The sequence below is a fragment of the Citrobacter sp. 50677481 genome (genome assembly GCF_001463265.1).
GTDB lineage: Bacteria > Pseudomonadota > Gammaproteobacteria > Enterobacterales > Enterobacteriaceae > Citrobacter_A > Citrobacter_A sedlakii.
On record NZ_LNHZ01000005.1, the window covers coordinates 1 to 22838 of the forward strand.

The 22838-nt window shown below is 54.5% G+C and carries 19 protein-coding genes and 2 tRNA genes; 4 read left to right on the forward strand and 17 right to left on the reverse strand.

Features of this window, described 5'->3' with window-relative positions; translation table 11 throughout:
* Positions 1–53: 53 nt before the first annotated feature.
* The 16 genes from APU02_RS03130 to trxA all read right to left on the reverse strand — a co-directional run bounded on the left by APU02_RS03130 (position 54) and on the right by trxA (position 14954).
* Positions 54–129: transfer RNA gene (locus APU02_RS03130), tRNA-His, on the reverse strand.
* Positions 130–186: 57 nt separating this feature from the next.
* Positions 187–263, reverse strand: a tRNA-Arg gene (locus APU02_RS03135).
* A gap of 102 nt (positions 264–365) precedes the next feature.
* On the reverse strand, positions 366–1751 hold the full coding sequence (locus APU02_RS03140) for an amino acid permease (RefSeq protein ID WP_042292806.1): 1386 nt from the start codon (positions 1749–1751) through the stop codon (positions 366–368).
* A 202-nt stretch (positions 1752–1953) separates the two neighbouring features.
* Complete coding sequence (wecG, locus tag APU02_RS03145; protein WP_042292808.1) at positions 1954–2694, reverse strand: lipopolysaccharide N-acetylmannosaminouronosyltransferase; 741 nt, start codon at positions 2692–2694, stop codon at positions 1954–1956.
* 2 nt (positions 2695–2696) lie between these two features.
* Positions 2697–4049, reverse strand: coding sequence for an ECA oligosaccharide polymerase (gene wzyE / locus APU02_RS03150; RefSeq protein ID WP_060569244.1), 1353 nt, complete (start codon positions 4047–4049; stop codon positions 2697–2699).
* Positions 4046–5125, reverse strand: coding sequence for a TDP-N-acetylfucosamine:lipid II N-acetylfucosaminyltransferase (locus tag APU02_RS03155; protein ID WP_042292811.1), 1080 nt, complete (start codon positions 5123–5125; stop codon positions 4046–4048). The genes wzyE and APU02_RS03155 overlap by 4 nt, the downstream gene beginning before the upstream one ends.
* Complete coding sequence (gene wzxE, locus APU02_RS03160; protein WP_060569245.1) at positions 5122–6372, reverse strand: lipid III flippase WzxE; 1251 nt, start codon at positions 6370–6372, stop codon at positions 5122–5124. Before wzxE ends, APU02_RS03155 begins: the two co-directional genes overlap by 4 nt.
* 1 nt (position 6373) lies before the next feature.
* Positions 6374–7504: a dTDP-4-amino-4,6-dideoxygalactose transaminase gene (gene rffA, locus APU02_RS03165; RefSeq protein WP_060569246.1), complete on the reverse strand. Its 1131-nt coding sequence runs from the start codon at positions 7502–7504 to the stop codon at positions 6374–6376.
* Positions 7505–7508: 4 nt separating this feature from the next.
* Positions 7509–8186 (reverse strand): dTDP-4-amino-4,6-dideoxy-D-galactose acyltransferase, encoded by a 678-nt coding sequence (gene rffC / locus APU02_RS03170; RefSeq protein ID WP_060569247.1) that lies wholly within the window; start codon positions 8184–8186, stop codon positions 7509–7511.
* Positions 8183–9445: a UDP-N-acetyl-D-mannosamine dehydrogenase gene (wecC, locus tag APU02_RS03175; RefSeq protein WP_060569248.1), complete on the reverse strand. Its 1263-nt coding sequence runs from the start codon at positions 9443–9445 to the stop codon at positions 8183–8185. Before wecC ends, rffC begins: the two co-directional genes overlap by 4 nt.
* Entirely contained in the window at positions 9442–10572 is a 1131-nt protein-coding gene (gene wecB, locus APU02_RS03180; protein ID WP_042292817.1) for a UDP-N-acetylglucosamine 2-epimerase (non-hydrolyzing), read from the reverse strand. Before wecB ends, wecC begins: the two co-directional genes overlap by 4 nt.
* A gap of 55 nt (positions 10573–10627) precedes the next feature.
* The gene (gene wzzE, locus APU02_RS03185) at positions 10628–11674 is read right to left on the reverse strand and encodes an ECA polysaccharide chain length modulation protein (protein ID WP_042292818.1); all 1047 of its coding nucleotides are present in this window, start codon (positions 11672–11674) and stop codon (positions 10628–10630) included.
* A gap of 12 nt (positions 11675–11686) precedes the next feature.
* Positions 11687–12790, reverse strand: a complete 1104-nt coding sequence (gene wecA / locus APU02_RS03190; RefSeq protein WP_042292819.1) for a UDP-N-acetylglucosamine--undecaprenyl-phosphate N-acetylglucosaminephosphotransferase — start codon at positions 12788–12790, stop codon at positions 11687–11689.
* A 240-nt stretch (positions 12791–13030) separates the two neighbouring features.
* On the reverse strand, positions 13031–14290 hold the full coding sequence (gene rho, locus APU02_RS03195) for a transcription termination factor Rho (RefSeq protein ID WP_002437993.1): 1260 nt from the start codon (positions 14288–14290) through the stop codon (positions 13031–13033).
* An 87-nt stretch (positions 14291–14377) separates the two neighbouring features.
* Positions 14378–14461 carry a rho operon leader peptide gene (locus APU02_RS26030; protein ID WP_229264120.1) on the reverse strand — a complete coding sequence of 28 codons (84 nt, stop codon included), beginning with the start codon at positions 14459–14461 and terminating at the stop codon, positions 14378–14380.
* A 163-nt stretch (positions 14462–14624) separates the two neighbouring features.
* Complete coding sequence (gene trxA, locus APU02_RS03200; RefSeq protein WP_042292820.1) at positions 14625–14954, reverse strand: thioredoxin TrxA; 330 nt, start codon at positions 14952–14954, stop codon at positions 14625–14627.
* Positions 14955–15097: 143 nt separating this feature from the next.
* Between trxA and rhlB the strand changes: the two genes are divergently transcribed.
* Entirely contained in the window at positions 15098–16363 is a 1266-nt protein-coding gene (gene rhlB, locus APU02_RS03205) for an ATP-dependent RNA helicase RhlB (protein ID WP_060569249.1), read from the forward strand.
* Between the two features lie 5 nt (positions 16364–16368).
* Positions 16369–17859 carry a guanosine-5'-triphosphate,3'-diphosphate diphosphatase gene (gene gppA / locus APU02_RS03210; RefSeq protein WP_060569250.1) on the forward strand — a complete coding sequence of 497 codons (1491 nt, stop codon included), beginning with the start codon at positions 16369–16371 and terminating at the stop codon, positions 17857–17859.
* A gap of 30 nt (positions 17860–17889) precedes the next feature.
* Here gppA and rep read toward each other — a convergent pair whose 3' ends face one another.
* Positions 17890–19914: a DNA helicase Rep gene (rep, locus tag APU02_RS03215; RefSeq protein WP_042292826.1), complete on the reverse strand. Its 2025-nt coding sequence runs from the start codon at positions 19912–19914 to the stop codon at positions 17890–17892.
* 393 nt (positions 19915–20307) lie between these two features.
* Between rep and APU02_RS03220 the strand changes: the two genes are divergently transcribed.
* Entirely contained in the window at positions 20308–21447 is a 1140-nt protein-coding gene (locus tag APU02_RS03220) for a sugar diacid recognition domain-containing protein (RefSeq protein ID WP_060569251.1), read from the forward strand.
* A gap of 119 nt (positions 21448–21566) precedes the next feature.
* The gene (locus APU02_RS03225) at positions 21567–22835 is read left to right on the forward strand and encodes an SLC13 family permease (protein ID WP_042292830.1); all 1269 of its coding nucleotides are present in this window, start codon (positions 21567–21569) and stop codon (positions 22833–22835) included.
* Positions 22836–22838: the final 3 nt, after the last annotated feature.

The following is a 22838-nucleotide window of genomic DNA, read 5'->3' on the forward strand; positions in this document are numbered from 1 at the left end:
AAGCTAGCGCGTCTACCAATTCCGCCACCTTCGCATTTCACAACTTTTAATAATGGGGTGGCTAATGGGATTCGAACCCACGACAACTGGAATCACAATCCAGGGCTCTACCAACTGAGCTATAGCCACCACTGCAAATCTGTATTACGCGGTATCGAGACCACCGCAGCTCCAGCACCGGGTGAATGGTGCGCCCGACAGGATTCGAACCTGAGACCTCTGCCTCCGGAGGGCAGCGCTCTATCCAGCTGAGCTACGGGCGCTTAGCGCCGTTGCGGGGGTGGATAATACGGACTTCACACCCCGCTGTCTAGTGCCTTTTTAAATAAAATGCGCGTTTGGTTACGCTTTGCGCGTTTTGTCCGTTATTCCTGCGTTTTCTGCGCGATACCGTGGCGGTTAAGGCCAAAAACCTTATAAACGAGCGTCACGCCAAGCAAGAACAGAATGCCGACAAACAGCGACATACGCGTCTCTTCGTTAATGTACATGCCAATCAGCACGCACACCAGGAAAGCCATTGTTATCCAGTTTGCCCACGGGAATAACATGGAGCGGAACGGATGCGAGGCGATCGCCTCTTTATGTGCCCGACGAAAACGCAGCTGGCTAATCAGAATCACAAACCATGGCACCATCCCCGGCAGCACGCTGGCGCTGTAGACATACACAAACACCCGTTGCGGATTAGGAATGATGTAGTTCAGGCAGGAGCCAACCAGCAGAATCAGAATCGACAGCGCCACCCCGGCTACCGGTACGCCATGACGCGAGACTTTCGCCATCGCCGCAGGCAACTGACGGTTCTTTGCCAGCGCGTAAAGCATCCTCCCGCAGCTGTACATTCCGCTGTTACAGCCAGACAGCGCTGCCGTCAGCACCACAAAATTAATAATACCCGCAGCGGCGGTAATGCCGATTTTGGCAAAGGTCAGCACGAACGGGCTGCCATTGCTCCCGATTTCATTCCACGGGAAAATCGTGACGATAACGAAAATCGCGCCCACGTAAAAAATCAGGATTCGCCATAGCACTTTACCGACCGCGCTGCGCAGAGTAACTTGCGGATTCTTCGCTTCACCGGCGGTAATACCGATGAGCTCCACGCCCTGATACGACGCGACCACAATACATAGCGCGGTAAGGAAGCCTTTCCACCCACCGGCAAAAAAGCCGCCGTGCTCAGTCAGGTTACCAAAGCCAATCGCCTGACCGCCGTTGCCAAAGCCGAAGAAAATCACCCCCAGCCCGATAACAATCATCACGATAATAGTGGTGACTTTGATCATCGCGAACCAGAACTCGATTTCGCCATACAAACGCACGGCCGCAAGGTTGGCCAGCGCCACCAGCCCGACGGCGATAAGCGCAGGTATCCACTGCGCCATCTCCGGGAACCAGAACTGCACGTAAACACCAATGGCGGTAATTTCTGAGATCCCCACAGCCATCCACATAAACCAGTATGACCAGGCGGTAAGGTAGCCGAAAAACGGGCTCATGTAGCGGTGCGCGTAAACGGCGAACGAACCGGTCACCGGTTCCAGGAACAGCATCTCGCCCATTGAGCGCATAATGAAAAAGACGAACAGGCCGGCGATGATATACGCTAATAAAACCGACGGCCCCGCCCATTTCAGCGTGCTGGCGGCCCCCATGAACAGACCAACGCCAATGGTGCCCCCGAGGGCAATTAATTCGATATGACGAGCCTCCAGCCCACGCTGTAGCTCTGCTTTATTCTCTGCCATACATCCTCTTGTCGTGTTTGCTTACCATCCAGCTTTACCGGTTATTGTTATGGGTACATCGATGGGGGCGCATGGTTTCGCAAATTTGGCAAAATGGCAAATGAAGCATTAAAAAAATGCATGATTTGTGTAAAAAAGGAACGGATGCAGGGATGAAAGGCAGCGTTGTCAGCAGAATACGCTGCCTGCAAGGAAAGGGAGATCAAAGATCGCCGGTATAGTGCCAGCGCAGATAGCGCAACAAGCGAAGCTGACGGGTAATGCGGCTCGGTTGAGACAGCAGACGATAAAGCCACTCCAGCCCCAGGTTTTGCCACACTTTCGGCGCGCGCTTGACGTGCCCGGTAAACACGTCGTAGGTCCCGCCCACCCCCATATACAGGGCCTGAGGATGCACCTGACGGCAATCACGCATGAAGATTTCCTGTTTCGGCGATCCCATCGCCACGGTGACGATCTGCGCACCGCTGGCGTGAATACGCGCAAACAGCGCCTGCCGCTGCTCTGGGGTAAAATAACCGTCCTGGCGACCCACAACATTAACGTTCCACTGCGCGCGCAGTTTCGCTTCGGTTTGCGCTAACACGTCAGCCTTTCCACCCACCAGAAATACTGGCGTACCTTCCTGCCCAGCGCGCGCCATCAATTCTTCCCACAGATCGGCTCCCGCTACGCGTGACACCTCTGCTTCCGGAAATTTTTTGCGAATCGAACGCACAACGCTGATCCCATCGGCATATTTGTATTCTGCCGCGTTAATCAACGCCCTGACTTCAGGATTATCTTCCGCCGTCAGCACTTTTTCGGCGTTGATCGCCACCAGGGTGCCCTGCTTCAACTTACCGCCAGCATAAAGGTAATCCAGCGCATGTTGCATGTTGCGCCAGCCTATTAGCTGAAGCCCGCGCAGCGCATAGAGCGGCGCCGTTGTTTTCTCAGTCATTGCTATCCTTCAACCTGTTTTCGCGGCAGGGTTTTTATACGTTTATGGATCAGTCCGGCGCTGTCGAACAGCCAGAACAGGAGTTTAGCGATCAGCAGACTGGCGCCAAAAACCACCATGAAAAACACCACGCGAGAGACAAACGAGTCCAGCCCCTCACGCGCCAGCACGATCATGTTGAATATCGCGCCAAAGCAGAAACTGTGCAGAATGGCCGCCTTATAGCGATTCGTCTCGCGGTTACCCAACTCATACAGCCAGTCAAACCATTTGATGATCAGGCCCACCACGATCGCCCCCAGCGGGATAAACAGCGCGCCGCCCATCACCACCAGCGAACCAATTAACGTTGGAGAGATTGCCAATCCGGAGTGGTTGTTCAGCACTTCCCAGGTAAAATAGTTAGCGGCGTTCAGCACCATGCCGGGACGCCCTGGCCACAGCCAGGAAGGGATGAACACGTAAAAGTCGCGGACAATGGGCGCCAGCCCCTGAAATTCGATTTTGTCGTAATTTTGCAGCAGCAGCGCCAGGTTTTCCCACGGTGAAAAGGTATCGCGGGTCAGATAAAGGAAAGTGTAAAACGCCTCATCGCCGCTGACGTTCAGCCCATAGCGTTTTAGCGCCAGCCAGAACATGCCGACAATCCCCAGCACGCCCGCCGCCGCCAGCATCCACAATGAAATCCAGCCGCGAATGATGCCAATGAACAGGAAAATAGCGAAAGCGATGATGATATTGGCGCGGGTGCCGCCAACGATCATATAGGTCAGTAGTCCAAACGCGACGGTACTGAACAGAAAGAACAACCAGGCTTTGCTGTCCTGACGCAGGAAATAAACCACCAGCATCGCCGGAATGAAAAAGTAAAAGAAGCGCTTTAACGCCACGCCGGAAACTTCGCTGGAAAAAATCTGGCTGTAGGAATGCAGACGGAACAACAGGAAACCGTTGTGCATAAAGAAAACGCCAACGCTCACCAGCGCGATGCCCATCAGAATCACCCACGTTAAATGGGTTTCCACGCGGTTCATGGTAAACAGCGGTTTGCGCGGTACGTCTGCTGCCCGTTTACGCAAGCGGGTCTTATAGGTCACATAATAGACCGCATAAAAACAGGCGGCGGACAACAAGGCCTGTAACAAAATTTCCGGCGGCGCGACGCCCACATCAAAGCGGAACACCAGCACACTGGTCAGTGGAAAACCGAAAAAGAAGGTCAGCAGAAACAGCAGCGAGAAAAAGACGTTGAAGTTAAAGCGCACGCGGCGAAATTCGAACCAGGTCAACGTGGCAATGAACAACGTCGCCAGTAGCCAGACGGCGAACAGCCCACTGAACTGCATCAGGCTCATACGGCCTCTCCTGCGGCGATTCTGATCGCCTTGTGCCAGGGTTGCAGGTAGTTCGGGCTAAAGAAAGTGATCGCGTTTTTATCAACCGATGCCAGCTGGCGCTGCGCTTCTCGCACCACCTGTTCATTCAGCGCATCGCTGGTAAACAGTACCGGCAGTTGCTGTTCCACCATATCCTGCCAGAACGGGTTTTCGCGGTTCAGCACGCACGGCACCCCGGCCTGGATAAGCAGGCACAGCGTACCAATCCCCTGCTGACGGGCAAAAATAAAGTAGCCGAGGTCGCACTGGCGAAGCAGCGTCAGATAGGCGTCGAATGCCAGTTTTTCCTCAAGCACTTGCAAATTTTCCGCGCGGAACAGCGCCAGACCGGCCTGTTTCACTTCAGCAATATAGGCGTCGTTATTGGCCGGATACCCCATCGGGACGATGACGTTGACCGTATCGCCAAACTGCTGATGCACCGCTTTCAGCGCGGCAATATGTTCGTTGCTGCGATCGCCGGAATTCCCCACCAGAACGGTCATTTTCCCGCTACGTTGCCGATCGTTCGCCATATTATTTAGCGCGGGATCCATTCGCGTCGGGAAATACAGCAGTTCACCAGGAACGCGTGGATGCAGCCCGGCGAAATAGCGCAGATCGCCACGGGTGGCAAATACGCCGCCAACGCGGTTCTGCGCCAGACGGCGAACTGGATAGAACAGCTTAAATTTCAGACCGCCGGACACTTCGTACAGATCCGCTCCCCAGATATGCCAGTAAAACTGACCGGGCTTAATGCCGCCGCTGAGCAGCGCCAGCCATAGCGCGGTATTGAACTGCCCGTGAAAAAAGAACCGCTGCTGGCGGTTCGCTTTGGCTTTCGCGATAACCGCCTCGGCCAGCGATTTTTTACCGTTGTAAAACGAAAGGGAGAGCGACGGACAACTTTCCGTCAGTCCGGTGTCCTGACCGGCAACCATAAAGAGACGGGCATGCTCGCTGGTTTGCGCCAGCGCGTCGTTAAAAAACCGCAGCACGGTTTGATTATGGTGAGGGATATCCGATCCCAGTACGTGAATCAGTACAGTCATGCCCGCCTACGCCAGAGTAAAAATACGCCACAACAGAGTGAAAAATAGACGACATAGGTGGCCATATACGCCTGCGCCGCACCCAGCGCGCCGTGCGTCGGGATCAGCCAGTGCGCAAATGCCGTCAGTAAAATGAACTGGCTGATTTCAGCCAGTATGTAAAACCGCAGCGACGCTTTCGCGATCACCAAATAGCCAAATACATATGCGCCGACTTTCAGCACATCCCCGACCAGTTGCCAGGCAAACAGATCGCGCATGGCGCTGAACTTGTCAGAGAAAAGCAGCCAGATAGCAACATCGCGAAGCAACCAGACGGTAAAACTTGCCGCCGCCACCGCTGGCAGCACAAACTTCAGCGACCTGATCACTTCCCGCGTAATATCGCGTTTCTCGGTCAGTCGCGACAGCGTGGGCAGCAGCCAGACGCTGAACGAGGCGGTAATAAATTGTAGATAAGCGTCGGAAATGCTGCTCACGCCCTGCCAGATGCCAACGTCATTCCAACTGTAGTGCGCCGCCAGCAGGTTTCGCATCATGACATAAGCCACCGGCAGCGTGACGGAAGTGATTAGCGCCATCAGGGTGAATTTGCTGAGCTGACCCGCCAGTCCGTTATCCCAGGACGGCTTCAGGTAGCGCAGCGGGATCGTCCCCCGCTTCATCAGTATCACAGCCGCCGGAATGACCACCAGCGCGGGCACCAGCGCCAGGCCAAGCAGCGCGCCTTCATAACCGCCTACCCGGTAGCAGCCGTAATAGGCGACGACCCCCACCAGGCTGCCGACAATCAATGACAGCGCGTTTCCGGCTGCATCGCGAAAGCCCTTCATCAACGCCAGCAGCAGGTTAGCCCAGGCGATACCCATCTGCACCAGCGCCACTAAACGTACCAGGCCCTGATACTGAGTATGACCGAATAACCCCTGACTTATCGGCACAGCCGCCACCAGGAACACCAGCGCCAGCAGCGTGGAAAATCCGAGCACCATCGCTGAAGAGGTACCGACGACTTTTCGCAACTGCGCCGGGTTGTCGTGCGTCTGCGCAACGTATTTAGTGACGCCGTTAAAAATCCCGGCGCCCGCCAGCACGCCGAGTACGGTGACCATCTGGCGGAAGTTTCCCGCCTGCCCGACGCCCGCCGGGCCGAATGTCACCGCCAACAGTTTAACAACCAGTAACCCGGCGCCAATTTTGACCAGCGTACTGGCCGCCGTCCACAGGGACGCTTTCGCAAGCGACATATCAGGCGAAATAATTCAGCAATGTGGTAATCACCGTGCGTTGATTCACTGCCGACAGGTTATAGAACAGCGGCAGGCGCAGCAGGCGTTCACTCTCTTTGGTGGTATAGCGATCTTCGCCGTGGAATTCACCAAACTTCTCCCCTGCCGGGCAATCGTGCAGCGGGATATAGTGAAACACCGCCAGGATTTCCGCTTCTTTGAGGAAGTTGATCAGCGCGCTCCGGTCATCAATATTACGCAGCTTGATATAGAACATATGAGCGTTCTGTTTGCAGTCGCCCGGAATAGACGGCAGTTCAATACGCCCGGCACGCGCCAGGGGCTGTAGCGCGTCATAATAGGTTTGCCACAACGCCAGACGCTGTTGGTTAATGCGATCTGCGGCTTCCAGTTGCGCCCACAGATAAGCGGCCTGGAGATCGGACATCAGATAGCTGGAGCCGATATCGCGCCAGGTATATTTATCCACCTGACCGCGGAAAAACTGGCTGCGATTAGTACCCTTTTCACGGATGATCTCCGCGCGTTCGATCAGTTTGCGATCGTTAATCAGCGTCGCGCCGCCTTCGCCGCCCGCGGTGTAATTTTTGGTTTCGTGGAAACTAAAGCAGCCGATGTGACCGATTGTTCCCAACGCGCGGCCTTTGTACGTCGACATCACACCCTGCGCGGCATCTTCGACCACATACAGATGATATTTTTCCGCCAGCGCCATGATAGTGTCCATCTCACAGGCCACGCCCGCATAATGAACTGGCACAATCGCCCGGGTTTTATCGGTGATCGCCGCTTCAATGCGCGTTTCGTCGATGTTCATGGTATCCGGGCGGATATCCACAAAGATGATTTTCGCGCCGCGCAGCACGAAGGCATTTGCCGTCGATACAAAGGTATAGCTCGGCATGATCACTTCATCGCCCGGCTGGATATCCAGCAGCAGCGCCGCCATTTCCAGAGAGGCGGTGCAGGACGGCGTCAGCAACACTTTCGCGCTGCCAAAACGCTGCTCCAGCCACTGCTGACAGCGCCGGGTAAAACCGCCGTCGCCGCACAGTTTGCCGCTGCCCATCGCAGACTGCATGTAGTCAAGTTCGCTTCCCACCACCGGCGGTGCGTTAAACGGAATCATGTTGTCACCTGTATAACCAGTACGCAGTGCTTTCCACGTTCGCACCGCTTTGTATATAACGTTTAAGCGCGGCGGTGTTGCCCATTTGGGTCGCCACCCGCAATGTCGTTTTGCCATGCGCCCGCGCCCAGCCGAGCGCCGCCTGCACCAGCTCAGCGCCTGCGCCACGGCCGGCCAGTAAGCCGATGCGCGCCTCGCTGTCATTCAGTTCTCGCAGCGAAACATAGCCGCGGATATCGCCGTTCGCCGCCCGCAGAACCAGACACTGGCTATCAAACGTGCCGCGCACCGCGTTTTCTATCCACTGCGCATAGAAGCGCGCGCTGGCGTCTGGCGCATACCACGGCGCGCGAAAGCGGCTTTGTGCGAAGGCGACAGCGGCATGGTCGCGCAGCGCAGGAATGTCTGCCAACTGTGCAATTTCCGCGCCATTCTGCGCGCATTCTGCCGTCACGGGCAGCGCTAAATCGACTTCGCCCTCGACAAGGGAAAAACCCAGTTGTTGCAGCGCATCCAGCTCAACCGTATTCGCCGCCGGAATTTTCGCCTGCACACGTGACCATCGCTGCAGCGCTGCCACCGTTAAAGGCGACGCCGCAGGGTTAATGCGCACAATGGCGCTGTTCACGCCAAAGAAAGCGTTTTCCCAGCTTAACGACTCAATACTGGCGCGGATCCTCACCGCCAGACCCCTTTGGTATCAACGATATATTGCTGACGAACCGCGTCACCGCGCATCGCTTTAAACTCATTATGATCGACCAGCATCACCAGCACGTCGGCGGTTGCCAGCGCATCGTCCAGCGTCGCCAGCGCGCACAGGCCATCCAGCTTTTTCGGTAACTGATGGATATTCGGCTCCACCGCCAGCGTTTCACCGCTGTGCCATTGGGCGATATGCTGCGTAATTTCCATTGCCGGGCTTTCGCGGAGATCGTCGATATTCGGTTTGAAAGCCAGCCCAAAGCAGGCAATTTTCACTTCGCTGGCGCGCTTATCGGTCACAGCCAGGCAATCCGCCACGACGGCTTTCACCTGGTCAACAACCCAGTGCGGCTTACCGTCGTTGACTTCACGCGCGGTACGAATCAGACGCGACTGCTGCGGGTTTTGCGCCACGATAAACCACGGATCAACGGCGATGCAGTGCCCGCCAACGCCCGGTCCGGGCTGGAGTATATTGACCCGAGGATGGCGATTCGCCAGTTGGATCAGTTCCCAGACGTTAATCCCCTGATCGGCGCAGATCAACGACAGCTCATTCGCAAAAGCAATATTGACATCGCGGAAACTGTTTTCCGTGAGCTTACACATTTCCGCTGTGCGGGCGTTCGTCACCACGCACTCACCTTCAAGGAAGATCTTGTACAGTTCGCTGGCGCGCGCCGAGCATACCGGCGTCATACCGCCAATCACGCGGTCATTCTTAATCAGTTCGACCATCACCTGACCCGGCAGTACGCGTTCAGGACAATAGGCCACATTGACGTCAGCCTGCTCTCCGGCCTGCTGCGGGAAAGTGAGATCCGGGCGCATCGCCGCCAACCAGGCAGCCATTTGCTCTGTCGCACCGACTGGCGAGGTAGACTCAAGGATCACCAGCGCCCCTTTTTTCAGTACCGGCGCCACGGATTTCGCTGCGGCTTCGACATAGGCCATATCGGGTTCGTGATCGCCTTTAAACGGTGTGGGAACGGCGATCAGGTATGCGTCAGCGTCAACCGGCGTAGTGGTGGCGCGCAAAAATCCGCCCTCAACCGCCGTTTTTACCACCTTGCCCAGATCCGGCTCAACGATATGAATTTCACCGCGGTTGATGGTATCTACCGCGTGCGGGTTAACGTCCACACCAATGACCTGCTTTTGGCGCGACGCGAAGGCAGCCGCCGTTGGCAAACCGATATATCCCAGACCAATAACAGAAATGGTAGAAAAACTCATAGCGATACCCGACTGTTTTTTAAAGCGTCTAAAATTCGGCCACAGGCCTGCCCGTCACCGTAAGGGTTATGGGCGCGACTCATGGTCTGATATTCATTTTCGTCATGCAGCAAGCGCGTGACTTCCGCAACAATGCGCCGGGAGTCAGTGCCCACCAGGCGCACCGTCCCCGCCGTCACGGCTTCAGGGCGTTCGGTCGTTTCACGCATCACCAGTACCGGTTTGCCCAGCGACGGCGCTTCTTCCTGAATCCCTCCGGAGTCGGTGAGGATCAGCCAGGCGTGATTCATCAGCCAGACAAAAGGTAAATAGTCCTGCGGTTCAATCAGCATCACGTTTTCAACGTGACCGAGAATACGGTTGACCGGCTCACTGACGTTAGGGTTCAGATGAACCGGATAGACAATTTGCACGTCCTGGTTGGCGGCGGCAATATCCGCCAGCGCATGGCAAATCTGCTCAAAACCACGGCCAAAACTTTCACGTCGATGCCCCGTCACCAGAATCAGCTTTTTATCTTCGCACAGGAAAGGGTAGCGTTCGGCCAGCGCTGAGCGCAGCTTATCGCTGGCCAGGACGCGGTCACGCACCCAAATAAGCGCATCGATCACCGTATTGCCGGTAACAAAGATGCGGCTGTCTGCGATATTTTCACGCAGCAGGTTTTGCCGTGAGTTTTCAGTCGGCGCGAAATGGTACATCGCCAGATGGCCGGTCAACGTCCGGTTTGCCTCCTCCGGCCACGGCGAAAACAGATCGCCAGTGCGAAGCCCGGCTTCCACATGCCCGACAGGGATGCGTTGATAAAATGCCGCAAGACTGGTGGCGATAGTGGTGGTGGTATCGCCATGTACCAGTACCACATCAGGCTTGAAATCAGACAGGATAGGCTTCAGCCCTTCCAGAATTCGACAGGTTATTTCTGTCAGCCCCTGCCCCGGTTGCATAATATTAAGATCGTAGTCAGGAACAATAGAAAAGAGGTTCAAAACCTGATCGAGCATCTCCCGGTGTTGCGCGGTGACGCAAACTCTCGCTTCGAAATCAGGATCCTTTGCCAGCGCATGAACCAAAGGCGCCATTTTGATGGCTTCCGGTCGCGTGCCAAATACAGTCAGTACTTTCACATCGATTCTCTTCGAATAGTCAGTGAGGGCCCAGCCCCTCACTGCGGCAGTCGTGCTAGATCGTGCGGCGGCGGGTTAACGCAACACCAGCGCCGATAAGCCCCCCCACGATGCCCCACATCACCATCAGGAAGGCACGGCGCGGGCTATCGCGTTTTACCGGTTCTTCCGGCGTCCGCAAATAGCGATAGGTCTGAAAACGCGGGTCCAGGGTTGGCCCCACGTTCAATGTATTTAGCATGGCCCGGTTCTGGAAGTAGTCCAGATCGAAGGTGGGACCAACGGCCTGTAAATTTTCGAGGCGAGCCTGGAGCATCGGACGTCCCAATAAAAACAGTTCCGACTCCGGCAATTCATCCGGCGGAACGTCTGTCTGCGTGCGAGAAATATTGTGCTGCTCGGCGATTTTCAGCGCCTGTTCGATACTGCTTACGCGGCGGGAGAAAATGGCTTTTGCCACCTCTTCCTGGCGTTTAACCTGCGCTTTCATTTGCACGGTCCGCGCCGCCCATGCGCCTTTCAGCTCGTCATTCAGATGGCTTGCCGCGCGCTGGCTCGAGAAGGCGACATACTGGCGCAACAGATTGTTGGCGTCAGGTGCGGTTTCGGCAATCAGCTTGACGCTGTCGTTAACAGCACGAGTGAAATCACCGGGGATAAACTGAATATTGTTGATCAGCTCATCCAGCATCGCGGCATCGGCCTTGCTGTTACCCACCATCCGTTGCTTGTAATAGTCGGTTTGCAGCCAAAAATCGCGACGAGTATCCCAGGAGGCCAACTGCATCACGAACTCTTTGTAGGCTTCATCCATCACCGAAGGTTGGTCGGCTGGCGTATTGCTGACTTTGACATCCAGATTACGCAGAAACTGCTGCTGGGAATAGTAGCCTCCCAGCATGTTCACCGTAGGACGATCGGAAATGGCGGTCGCGCTCCACTCCTGGCGGGCAAAGAAGGTATACGCTAACGCGAGCAGCGCGAACAACAGTGCGACACCGACAATCCATACCTTCCCGGCCCATAAGGTACGAAACAACCCACGAATATCCAGTTCATTTTCAGCGCTCACGGCGTGTGCCCCCGGTAATGGTTGAGTCATCGCACCCTCGATTTACTTGATTAAATTTGGCTTATTATCTCGGTTTCTGCGCAGTCTGCGCTTTAAGCGTTTGATGAATCTCGCCACTTTCCAGGCACGCTTAATGCAGTAACCGTAGAGGAAGAATGCTAGCAAAAAGAGCACCAACATAACCCACTCAGGCACAATTTGAGAGTATTCCGCAAGCACGCCAATAGAGGCGAGGATGGCAGCGGCCAGGGTAATGAGGACAAACGCCTGGCGGGAAGTAAACCCTGCGCGCATGATCAAATGATGAATGTGCTGACGGTCAGGCGAGAACGGGCTCATTCCTTTGCGCAGGCGGCGATACATAATGGCCACCATGTCCATCAGCGGAATGGCGATGATCCACAGCGCGGTAACCGGGCTAATAGGATGGGTTTGTCCTTGCGTGGTTTCTAACAGGATCCAGATGACGGTAAAGCCTATCAGCGTACTGCCAGCGTCCCCCATAAAAACCTTGTAGCGTCGACCCAGCGCGCCCAGGTTCAACAGGATATACGGCAGGATGGCGGCTATCATCGCAAAGCACCAGATGGCAAGGCTTGTCTGTCCGTCAAACCAGAGGATAAGCCCCATCGCCCCAAAGGAGACGCTGGAAAGCCCACCTAACAGACCGTCGATGCCATCAACCATATTAAAGGCGTTGATGGCCGCCCAGACGGCGAAAAGGGTGAGGAAATAACCGAAAGGACCGAGCACCATTTCCCACGGCCCAAAAATGTAGCCGAGACTGCTGAGGTAGAGTTTACCGACCACCATCATAACGACGCCGATAGCGGCCTGTACGGTAGCGCGTATTTTTACGCTGATATCAAAGCGATCGTCGAGCGCGCCGATAAAAACCAGCACGCCCGCACAGGCAAGATAAAGAGCAGCATGGGGAATATAATAATCAGCAATGCCGAACGTGAAACAGATCCCCGCATAAACTGAAATGCCCCCAACCAACGGTATCAATCCCTGGTGGCGTTTGCGGAAGTTGGGTTTATCCACTAAACCGATCTTTTTTGCTACCTTGCGCGCAAAAAACAGAAACAGTGTCGTGAATAAAAAAATACTGATGAGATCAGTACTGACTGTCAGTAAATTCACAATGCGTGCTCTCAGAGAAAATTATTAGCAGAAGTATAACCACGAAGACCTGTATTCAGAAGGGAAACTCCATTCCGAAGCGTCTGTTTTGTATTATTTTTAACCACATTTCGTATTTACCAGGCAAAACGCGGTGCAGCGGAGTGTGTTTACGCAACATCTTATTAAGACGTTGTTAAGATTACAGGCATAAAAGCAAAACGCCACGTAAAAACGTGGCGTTTTTGGCTGGTCGTACTCTTACGAACGCTTCATCATGTCGAAGAAATCATCGTTGGTCTTGGTCATCGCCAGCTTATTGATGAGGAACTCCATTGCGTCGATTTCGCCCATTGGGTGAATGATTTTACGCAGGATCCACATCTTCTGCAGCTCTTCCTGGGTGGTAAGCAACTCTTCTTTACGGGTACCGGAACGGTTGTAGTCGATAGCCGGGAAGACGCGTTTTTCCGCGATCTTACGGGAGAGGTGCAGTTCCATGTTACCGGTGCCTTTAAACTCCTCATAGATAACTTCATCCATTTTGGAGCCGGTATCGATAAGCGCGGTCGCAATGATGGTCAGGCTGCCGCCCTCTTCCACGTTACGCGCCGCCCCGAAGAAACGCTTCGGACGATGCAGGGCGTTGGCATCCACGCCACCGGTCAACACTTTACCGGAAGCCGGTACCACGGTGTTGTAGGCACGCGCCAGACGGGTGATGGAGTCGAGCAGAATGATAACGTCTTTCTTATGTTCAACCAGGCGCTTCGCTTTTTCGATCACCATTTCGGCGACCTGAACGTGACGGGATGCCGGTTCGTCAAAAGTCGACGCAACCACTTCACCTTTCACCAGACGCTGCATCTCGGTCACTTCTTCCGGACGTTCGTCGATCAGCAATACCATCAGCACGCAGTCTGGGTGGTTGTAGGCAATGCTCTGCGCAATATTTTGCAGCAGCATGGTTTTACCCGCTTTCGGCGGCGCCACAATCAAGCCACGCTGACCGCGACCGATTGGCGAAGCCAGATCCAACACGCGCGCCGTTAAGTCTTCAGTCGAACCGTTACCCCGTTCCATGCGCAGACGAGAGTTGGCATGCAGCGGCGTTAAGTTTTCGAAAAGGATTTTATTGCGGGCGTTTTCCGGTTTGTCATAGTTAACTTCGTTAACTTTCAACAGCGCAAAGTAGCGTTCGCCTTCTTTCGGCGGGCGAATCTTACCAGAGATGGTATCACCAGTGCGGAGGTTGAAACGGCGGATTTGGCTGGGGGAAACGTAGATGTCATCAGGACCGGCGAGGTAGGAGCTGTCTGCAGAGCGGAGGAAACCAAATCCATCCTGCAATATCTCCAGCACACCGTCACCAAAGATATCTTCGCCACTCTTTGCGTGCTGCTTCAGGATGGCAAAAATAATGTCCTGCTTACGCATACGAGCCAGGTTTTCCAGCCCCATATTTTCGCCGAGAGTGATCAGCTCAGAAACCGGCGTATTCTTTAATTCGGTAAGATTCATAATGGTGTGAGTTCTTAAACTTGGGGTAAATCTCGAACTTAATGTTGTGAATGGTATGGCAGGGTCATCCATGCCTGTTTACGGCCATCAACTCATGTCTGTTCGCTGTCTGGTCACAGGAAAGTACGCAGAACTGAAACGACAAGACGGAATGAATGATAAGCCAGGAATCTGTCCACATCTCGGGTGAAACTGAGACGTTGTGGAAATAGCAAGATTCAAACTTAATAAGGTATGTTTAATACGAAGTCAACACTAACTTAGCACGACTCACGCCGGGCGTCCAGTCATCCGAATCATTTAGGATTAAGGGCGCCCGAGCTGAGGTATCCTCTTACGCGATATTCGCGTCGAGGAATTCTTTCAGCTGACCTTTGGACAGTGCGCCCACTTTGGTCGCTGCAACTTCACCGTTTTTGAACAGCAGCAGAGTCGGGATGCCACGGATACCATACTTCGGCGCGGTGCCTGGGTTCTGGTCAATGTTCAGTTTAGCAACCGTCAGTTTGCCCTGATATTCGTCAGCGATCTCATCCAGAATCGGGGCGATCATTTTGCACGGTCCGCACCACTCTGCCCAGAAATCGACGAGGATGGCCCCGTCCGCTTTGAGTACATCCGTGTCAAAACTGTCGTCAGTCAGGTGAATAATTTTATCGCTCATATTAACTCCACAGGAATAAGCCTGGTACGTTGGTTTTGCCTTCATCAACGACGTGTTGATGTCGCATTAACCAACTAAAGGTTGACTTTATTTCACCGGATACGCTTTCGTAAAGCAATAGTAAGCTGATATTCTACCACACTATGAGCAAAACACATTTAACAGAACAGAAGTTTTCCGACTTCGCCCTGCACCCAAAGGTGATCGAAGCCCTTGAAAATAAAGGGTTTCATAACTGCACGCCCATTCAGGCCCTCGCGCTGCCGCTTACGCTGGCCGGTCGCGATGTTGCAGGGCAGGCGCAAACCGGTACTGGCAAAACGATGGCGTTCCTGACGTCAACGTTTCATTATCTTCTCTCTCATCCCGCGATTGACGATCGCAAGGTGAACCAGCCGCGCGCCTTAATCATGGCGCCGACGCGTGAGTTAGCCGTGCAGATCCACGCCGATGCCGAGCCGTTGGCGCAGACCACAGGTCTGAAGCTGGGTCTCGCCTACGGCGGCGACGGCTATGACAAGCAGCTGAAAGTGCTGGAAAGCGGCGTCGATATTCTTATCGGCACCACAGGCCGTCTGATCGACTACGCAAAACAGAATCACATTAACCTGGGCGCGATTCAGGTCGTTGTCCTCGACGAAGCCGATCGCATGTACGATCTGGGCTTTATTAAAGATATCCGCTGGCTGTTCCGCCGCATGCCGCCAGCCACACAGCGTCTGAACATGCTGTTCTCCGCAACCCTTTCCTACCGCGTGCGTGAACTGGCGTTCGAACAAATGAACAACGCCGAATACGTGGAAGTCGAGCCGGAACAAAAAACCGGCCACCGTATTAAAGAAGAGCTTTTCTATCCGTCTAACGAAGAGAAGATGCGCCTTCTGCAAACATTAATTGAAGAAGAATGGCCGGATCGCGCCATTGTTTTCGCTAACACTAAACACCGCTGTGAAGACATCTGGGGCCATCTGGCCGCCGATGGTCATCGCGTGGGCCTGCTGACGGGCGACGTGGCGCAGAAAAAACGCCTGCGCATTCTCGACGAGTTCACCCGCGGCGATCTGGATATTCTTGTCGCTACCGATGTTGCCGCACGCGGGCTGCATATTCCCGCAGTAACCCACGTATTTAACTACGATTTGCCGGACGATTGCGAAGATTACGTCCACCGCATTGGCCGAACCGGTCGTGCAGGCGCAAGTGGCCACTCCATCAGCCTGGCGTGTGAAGAGTACGCGCTGAACCTGCCGGCGATCGAAACCTACATCGGTCACTCCATTCCAGTCAGCAAATACAATCCGGATGCGCTGATGAACAATCTGCCGAAGCCGCTGCGTCTGACGCGCTCGCGCCCAGGCAATGGCCCGCGTCGGGCTGGCGCCCCGCGTAACCGTCGTCGTTCGGGTTAAAAAACATGCTAAGCACCTCCTCGCTGTACGCCGCAATTGATTTAGGCTCGAATAGTTTTCATATGCTGGTGGTGCGCGAGGTGGCGGGAAGCATCCAGACGCTCACGCGAATTAAACGCAAGGTGCGTCTGGCCGCTGGCCTGAACAGTGAGAACGCCCTTTCTGCTGAAGCTATGGAGCGCGGCTGGCAATGCCTGCGCCTGTTTGCCGAGCGCCTTCAGGATATTCCCCAGCCGCAAATCCGCGTGGTTGCGACCGCAACGCTACGCATAGCGGTGAATGCCGATGAATTTATCGCTAAAGCGCAAGAGATCCTCGGTTGCCCGGTACAGGTCATCAGCGGCGAAGAAGAAGCGCGCCTGATTTATCAGGGCGTGGCGCATACCACCGGCGGCGCGGATCAGCGACTGGTTGTCGACATCGGCGGCGCGAGCACTGAACTGGTTACCGGCACGGGCGCACAAACCACGTCGCTGTTTAGTCTGTCGATGGGCTGCGTCACCTGGCTTGAGCGCTATTTCACCGACCGTAATCTGGCGCAGGAAAATTTCGACGAAGCGGAAAAAGCCGCGCGAGACGTGCTGCGTCCGGTAGCCGATGAACTTCGCTACCACGGCTGGAAAGTGTGCGTTGGTGCATCCGGCACCGTGCAGGCGCTTCAGGAAATCATGATGGCGCAGGGCATGGATGAGCGCATTACGCTGTCGAAACTCCAGCAGTTGAAACAGCGGGCGATTCACTGTGGCCGTCTGGAAGAACTGGAAATTGAGGGCTTAACCCTTGAACGCGCACTGGTATTCCCCAGCGGGTTGGCCATTCTCATCGCCATTTTTACCGAACTGAATATTCAGGGCATGACCCTGGCCGGCGGCGCGCTGCGCGAAGGGCTGGTGTACGGTATGCTGCATCTTGCAGTCGATCAGGATATTCGTAGCCGTACGCTGCGTAACGTCCAGCGTCGGTTTATGGTCGATACCGAACAAGCGAACCGCGTTGCCAGACTGGCGGAGAATTTCGTCGAACAAGTAGAACATGAATGGCACCTTGAGCCGATCAGCCGCGAACTGTTGATCAGCGCCTGCATGCTGCATGAAATCGGCCTGAGCGTAGATTTCAAACAAGCGCCTCAGCACGCGGCGTATCTGGTGCGCAATCTGGACCTGCCTGGATTCACCCCCGCGCAGAAAAAACTGCTCGCCACGCTGTTATTGAACCAGACCAACCCGGTTGATCTTTCCTCGCTGCACCAGCAAAACGCCGTGCCGCCGCGCGTGGCTGAGCACCTTTGTCGTCTGCTAAGACTGGCGATTATTTTCGCCAGCCGCCGTCGTGACGATCTGCTGCCGTCGATCGCCCTGCAGGCGACAAATGAGATACTGACGATTACGCTACCGAAAGGGTGGCTGGAACAGCATCCGCTGGGAAATGAGTTGATTGCGCAGGAAAGCCAGTGGCAAAGCTATGTTCACTGGCCTTTAGATGTTCAGTCATCGTGATTTTGCCGGATGACGCTTCGCGAATCCGGCCTATAACTTCGCTTTCTTTGCCGCCATCATTGCTTTCAGGTTCGCCAGATGGCTTTGCCCTTTCTGCATGCGTTCTTCTGCACTTACCACTTTGCGTTCCTGCTCCCAGATCAGATCGTCCTGCGGTAATTCCAGCAGGAAACGGCTCGGCTCCGGGCGTACCAGCTCGCCGTACTGACGGCGCTCTTTACAGAGGGTGAAGATCAGTTCTTTTTGCGCGCGGGTTATGCCTACGTAGGCCAGACGGCGTTCTTCATCAATATTGTCTTCATCGATGCTGCTTTGATGCGGCAGAAACCCCTCTTCCATTCCCACCATAAACACATACGGAAACTCCAGACCTTTCGAGGCGTGAAGCGTCATCAGTTGAACCTGATCCAGTTCTTCTTCGCTTTCACCGCGCTCCATCATGTCGCGCAGCGTAAAGCGTGTCACCACCTGGGTCAGCGTCATCGGCTCATCCAATTCGCTGCCTTCCAGCATTTCAGTCATCCAGCTAAACAGCTGGTTGACGTTTTTCATGCGCATTTCGGCCGCTTTCGGGCTGGGCGAGGTTTCGTACAGCCAGGATTCATAATCAATGCCGTGAATCAGATCGCGTACGGCGGCAATGGGTTCGCGCTCGGCCAGACGCTGGATTTCACCCAGCCAGTGGGTAAATCGGGTCAACGAATCGTAGCCGCGCCCGGTAAGCGTCTGGCTCAGGCCCAGATCAAAGCTGGCGGTAAACAGGCTTTTATTGCGGGTCATAGCCCACTCGCCCAGCTTTTGCAGCGTAGCCGGTCCGATTTCGCGTTTTGGCGTATTCACGATGCGCAGGAAAGCGCTGTCATCATCCGGATTGGTCAGCACCCGAAGATAGGCCAGCAGATCTTTGATCTCCGGGCGAGAGAAGAACGAGGTGCCGCCGGAGATTTTATACGGAATACGGTTCTGCATGAGGTATTTTTCAAACACCCGCGACTGATGATTACCGCGATACAGAATGGCGTAATCCTTGTATTCCGTTTTATTCACGAAGTGATGGGCGATCAGTTCGCCGGTTACACGCTCGGCCTCATGCTCTTCGTTGTTTGCGCTAAGCACTTTCAGCTCCGCGCCATATCCCAGCTCCGAAAAGAGCCGCTTTTCAAAGACGTGCGGATTATTGGCAATAAGAATATTTGCTGCTTTCAGGATCCGCCCGGAAGAACGGTAGTTCTGCTCCAGCTTGATAACCTGCAGCGCCGGAAAATCCTGGCTCAACAGCACCAGGTTTTGAGGTCGCGCACCGCGCCAGGAGTAGATCGACTGGTCGTCATCACCCACGACGGTAAAGCGCGCGCGGTTCCCCACCAGCAGCTTGACCAGCTCGTACTGGCTGGTGTTGGTATCCTGATACTCGTCCACCAGCAGATAGCGGATCTTGTTCTGCCAGCGCTCGCGCACTTCCTCATTACGCTGCAGCAGCAGTGTTGGCAGTAAAATCAGATCGTCAAAGTCGAGAACGTTACAGGCTTTCAGGTGCGCATCGTACAGGCCATAGCAGTGCGCAAAAATGCGATCGCGTTCGCCTTTCGCACTTGCTGCCGCCTGGGCTGGCGTTTTGAGATCGTTCTTCCAGTTTGAGATCGTCGCGATCAGCTGTTGCAGCACCACTTTGTCATCGTCAATCAACCCTTCCGTCAGCTCTTTCAGCAAGGCGACCTGATCGGTGTCGTCAAACAGCGAGAAATTGGATTTCATTCCCAGCGCGGCGTATTCGCGTTTTATCACCTCCAGCCCCAGCGTATGGAAGGTGGAGATCATCAGCCCACGCGCTTCTTTACGCCCCAGCGTCTGCCCGACACGTTCTTTCATTTCGCGCGCCGCCTTGTTGGTAAAGGTCACCGCAGCGATGTGTCGCGCCTGGTAACCGCAGCCACGTATCAAATGGGCGATTTTGTTGGTGATAACGCGTGTCTTACCGGAACCCGCCCCCGCCAGCACCAGGCAAGGTCCGGTGACGAATTCGACAGCGTGTTGTTGGCCGGGGTTTAAACGCATGGGAATGTTGCTCAATCTTCGAACGGGGGAGGGATTGTAGCAGAAAGCGAGGCAGAGATTGAGCTTTCCGTGACTGTACGTACGGAGGCCGCCTGAAAGAAAAGAACACGGCGCTGGCGTGCAAGAAATGATTAATTTCCGAACAATATCCTACGTCGATCACATCGAAAAAAAAGACGGAACAGGCGAACAGAAACAGAATTAATTATTTGAGTTTAAAGGGAAAACAGAGGATACAAGCTTTCTGGGGCATTTTTATTTGTATAAACCGACAAAAAAGAGGCCGTACTGCCCGCTTTCTTTGTCTGTTCACCCGAAACATTTCACCACTGGATACGCTAATAGATCGGATATGGGCCACATATTGCGCCCGCCTTTCATGCTGAGCATAAAATGAACAAGATTCACGCTAATTATTACCTGCAAGACTCTACCGCACGCCAGATAGTTCAACGCACAATGGGGATAATTCCGTACTCGGTAAATGTGATGAACGAGCATGGGATGATCATTGCTTCCGGGGAAGCCTCACGTTTACATCAACGCCATGAAGGCGCCGTACTCGCATTGACCGAAAACCGGGTCGTCGAAATTGATTCCGCGACCGCCAATAAGCTTAAAGGCGTTAAGCCCGGCATCAATTTACCGATTAATTTTCGCGACCAGCTGATTGGCGTACTGGGCATTACCGGCGAGCCTGGTGAAGTGAAGGCATATGCGCAGTTGGTGAAGATGGCTTCGGAATTAATCATCGAACAAATGGCGCTCCTTGAGCAAAAACAGTGGGATAAGCGTTACCGCGAAGAGCTGATTAATCAGCTGATTTTGCGCGATCCGCCGCCGGACTCGCTGAACGCGGTGGTCTCATGGTTGGGAATTAATCTCCAGCTTCCGCGGGTGGTGGTGATTATGGAACTGCAACAACCGGATCGCGACGCGCTGCGTAATCTGATGGAGTATTTTGAATATCGCGCCCGCGACCATTTGGTCACGTTTTCCGACTTTAATGAGCTGATAATCTTAAAACCTATCGCGCTAAAAAACGGCGTCTGGCATAAATCGTTGGAACTAAGCGATCTGCAGAGATTTAAACATTACGCACAGTCCTGTGGTTTTTCCCGACTGATCGTCGGCGGCTATTTCACCGGAGAAAACGGCCTGCGTCGCTCTTTTCAGACCGCGAAATCCACCCAGGCCATGGCGAAAAGACTGAAGTTGAAGCATCAGTTCATCTTTCATGACGACTATGCGCTGGCGTCATTATTGGGCGGGCTTTCCGGTACCTGGCAAGCGGAAGAATTATCCAAAATGTGGCGCGATCTGGTTACCCAGGACACCAAAGGCGTTCTGCAAAAAACGCTACAGCATTATTTTGAGCATAATTGTGATCTTTCGCAAACAGCGACCAGCCTGCATATTCATGTCAATACATTACGCTATCGACTGCAGCGAGTGGAAGATATTACAGGAATACAAATCAATAACTTAAAGCAGTTACTCTGGTTGTATATCGGCATGGAGTTACAGCGCTGAACTGTATTTTCCTCCAAATTTTTCGCCGTCTGGCGCCGTATTTTTAGCCGATACACACAAGTCTAACGCGGCTGCTTTCTCCATACTGCCCCCTGTTATTTTCATGGAGAAAGCAGAAGATGGTTTCAATAACAGCAACTGGCGCCATCATCGCACTCGTGGTGGCGATCGTTTTAATTTTACGCAAAGTCTCGCCGGCTTACGGCATGATGGTCGGCGCACTGGTAGGCGGTCTGGTCGGCGGCGCCGATCTGGTGCAAACCGTGACGCTAATGGTCACCGGCGCGCAAGGCATTACCAATGCCGTGCTGCGCATTCTCGCGGCAGGTGTACTGGCCGGCGTGTTAATTGAATCCGGCGCGGCAAACACCATCGCTGAAACGGTAGTGAAAAAAGTGGGCGAAAGCCGGGCGCTTTTAGCCTTAGCCATTGCGACGATGATTCTGACCGCCGTCGGCGTATTTATCGACGTGGCGGTTATCACCGTTGCACCGATTGCCCTGTCTATTGCCCGTCGTGCCGGTTTGTCGAAACTCGCCATTCTGCTGGCGATGATTGGCGGCGGTAAAGCGGGTAATGTGATGTCGCCTAACCCCAATGCCATCGCCGCGTCGGACGCCTTTCATGTTCCCCTCACCTCCGTGATGATGGCCGGGATAATCCCCGGTCTGTTCGGCCTGATCGTGGCTTATTTCCTGGCAAAACGTCTCAGCCAGAAAGGCTTGATGGTGATGCCCGACGAAGTGATTTCACACGACAACCACGGCAAGCAGCCGGGATTTCTTGCCGCTATCAGCGCGCCGCTCGTCGCCATTGTGCTGCTGGCGCTACGACCTGTTGCGGGTATCGCCATCGATCCGCTGATTGCCCTGCCCGTTGGTGGGTTAGCCGGTGCGATCCTGATGGGCAGGTTTAAGCAAAGTAACGCCTTTATGATGTCCGGGCTTACGCGCATGGCGCCGGTAGCCATCATGCTGCTCGGTACCGGTACGCTCGCCGGGATTATCGCCAACTCGGAACTGAAAGATGTGCTCATTCATGGGCTGACCTCTTCCGGCCTGCCTTCTTATCTGCTGGCCCCTATTTCCGGCGCGATCATGTCTATGGCAACAGCGTCCACCACGGCGGGAACCGCCGTTGCCGCCGGGGTATTCAGCCAGACGCTACTGGGTCTTGGCGTATCAGCCCTTGCCGGTGCCGCCATGATTCACGCTGGCGCAACCGTACTGGATCACCTGCCCCACGGCAGCTTCTTCCACGCCACGGGCGGCAGTGTCGGCATGCCGATCCACGAACGGTTAAAACTGCTGCCTTATGAAACCCTTGTCGGTTTTGTTATCGCCCTGATTTCCACACTGATGTTTGGCGTCTTCGGACTTGCCGGGTAAGGA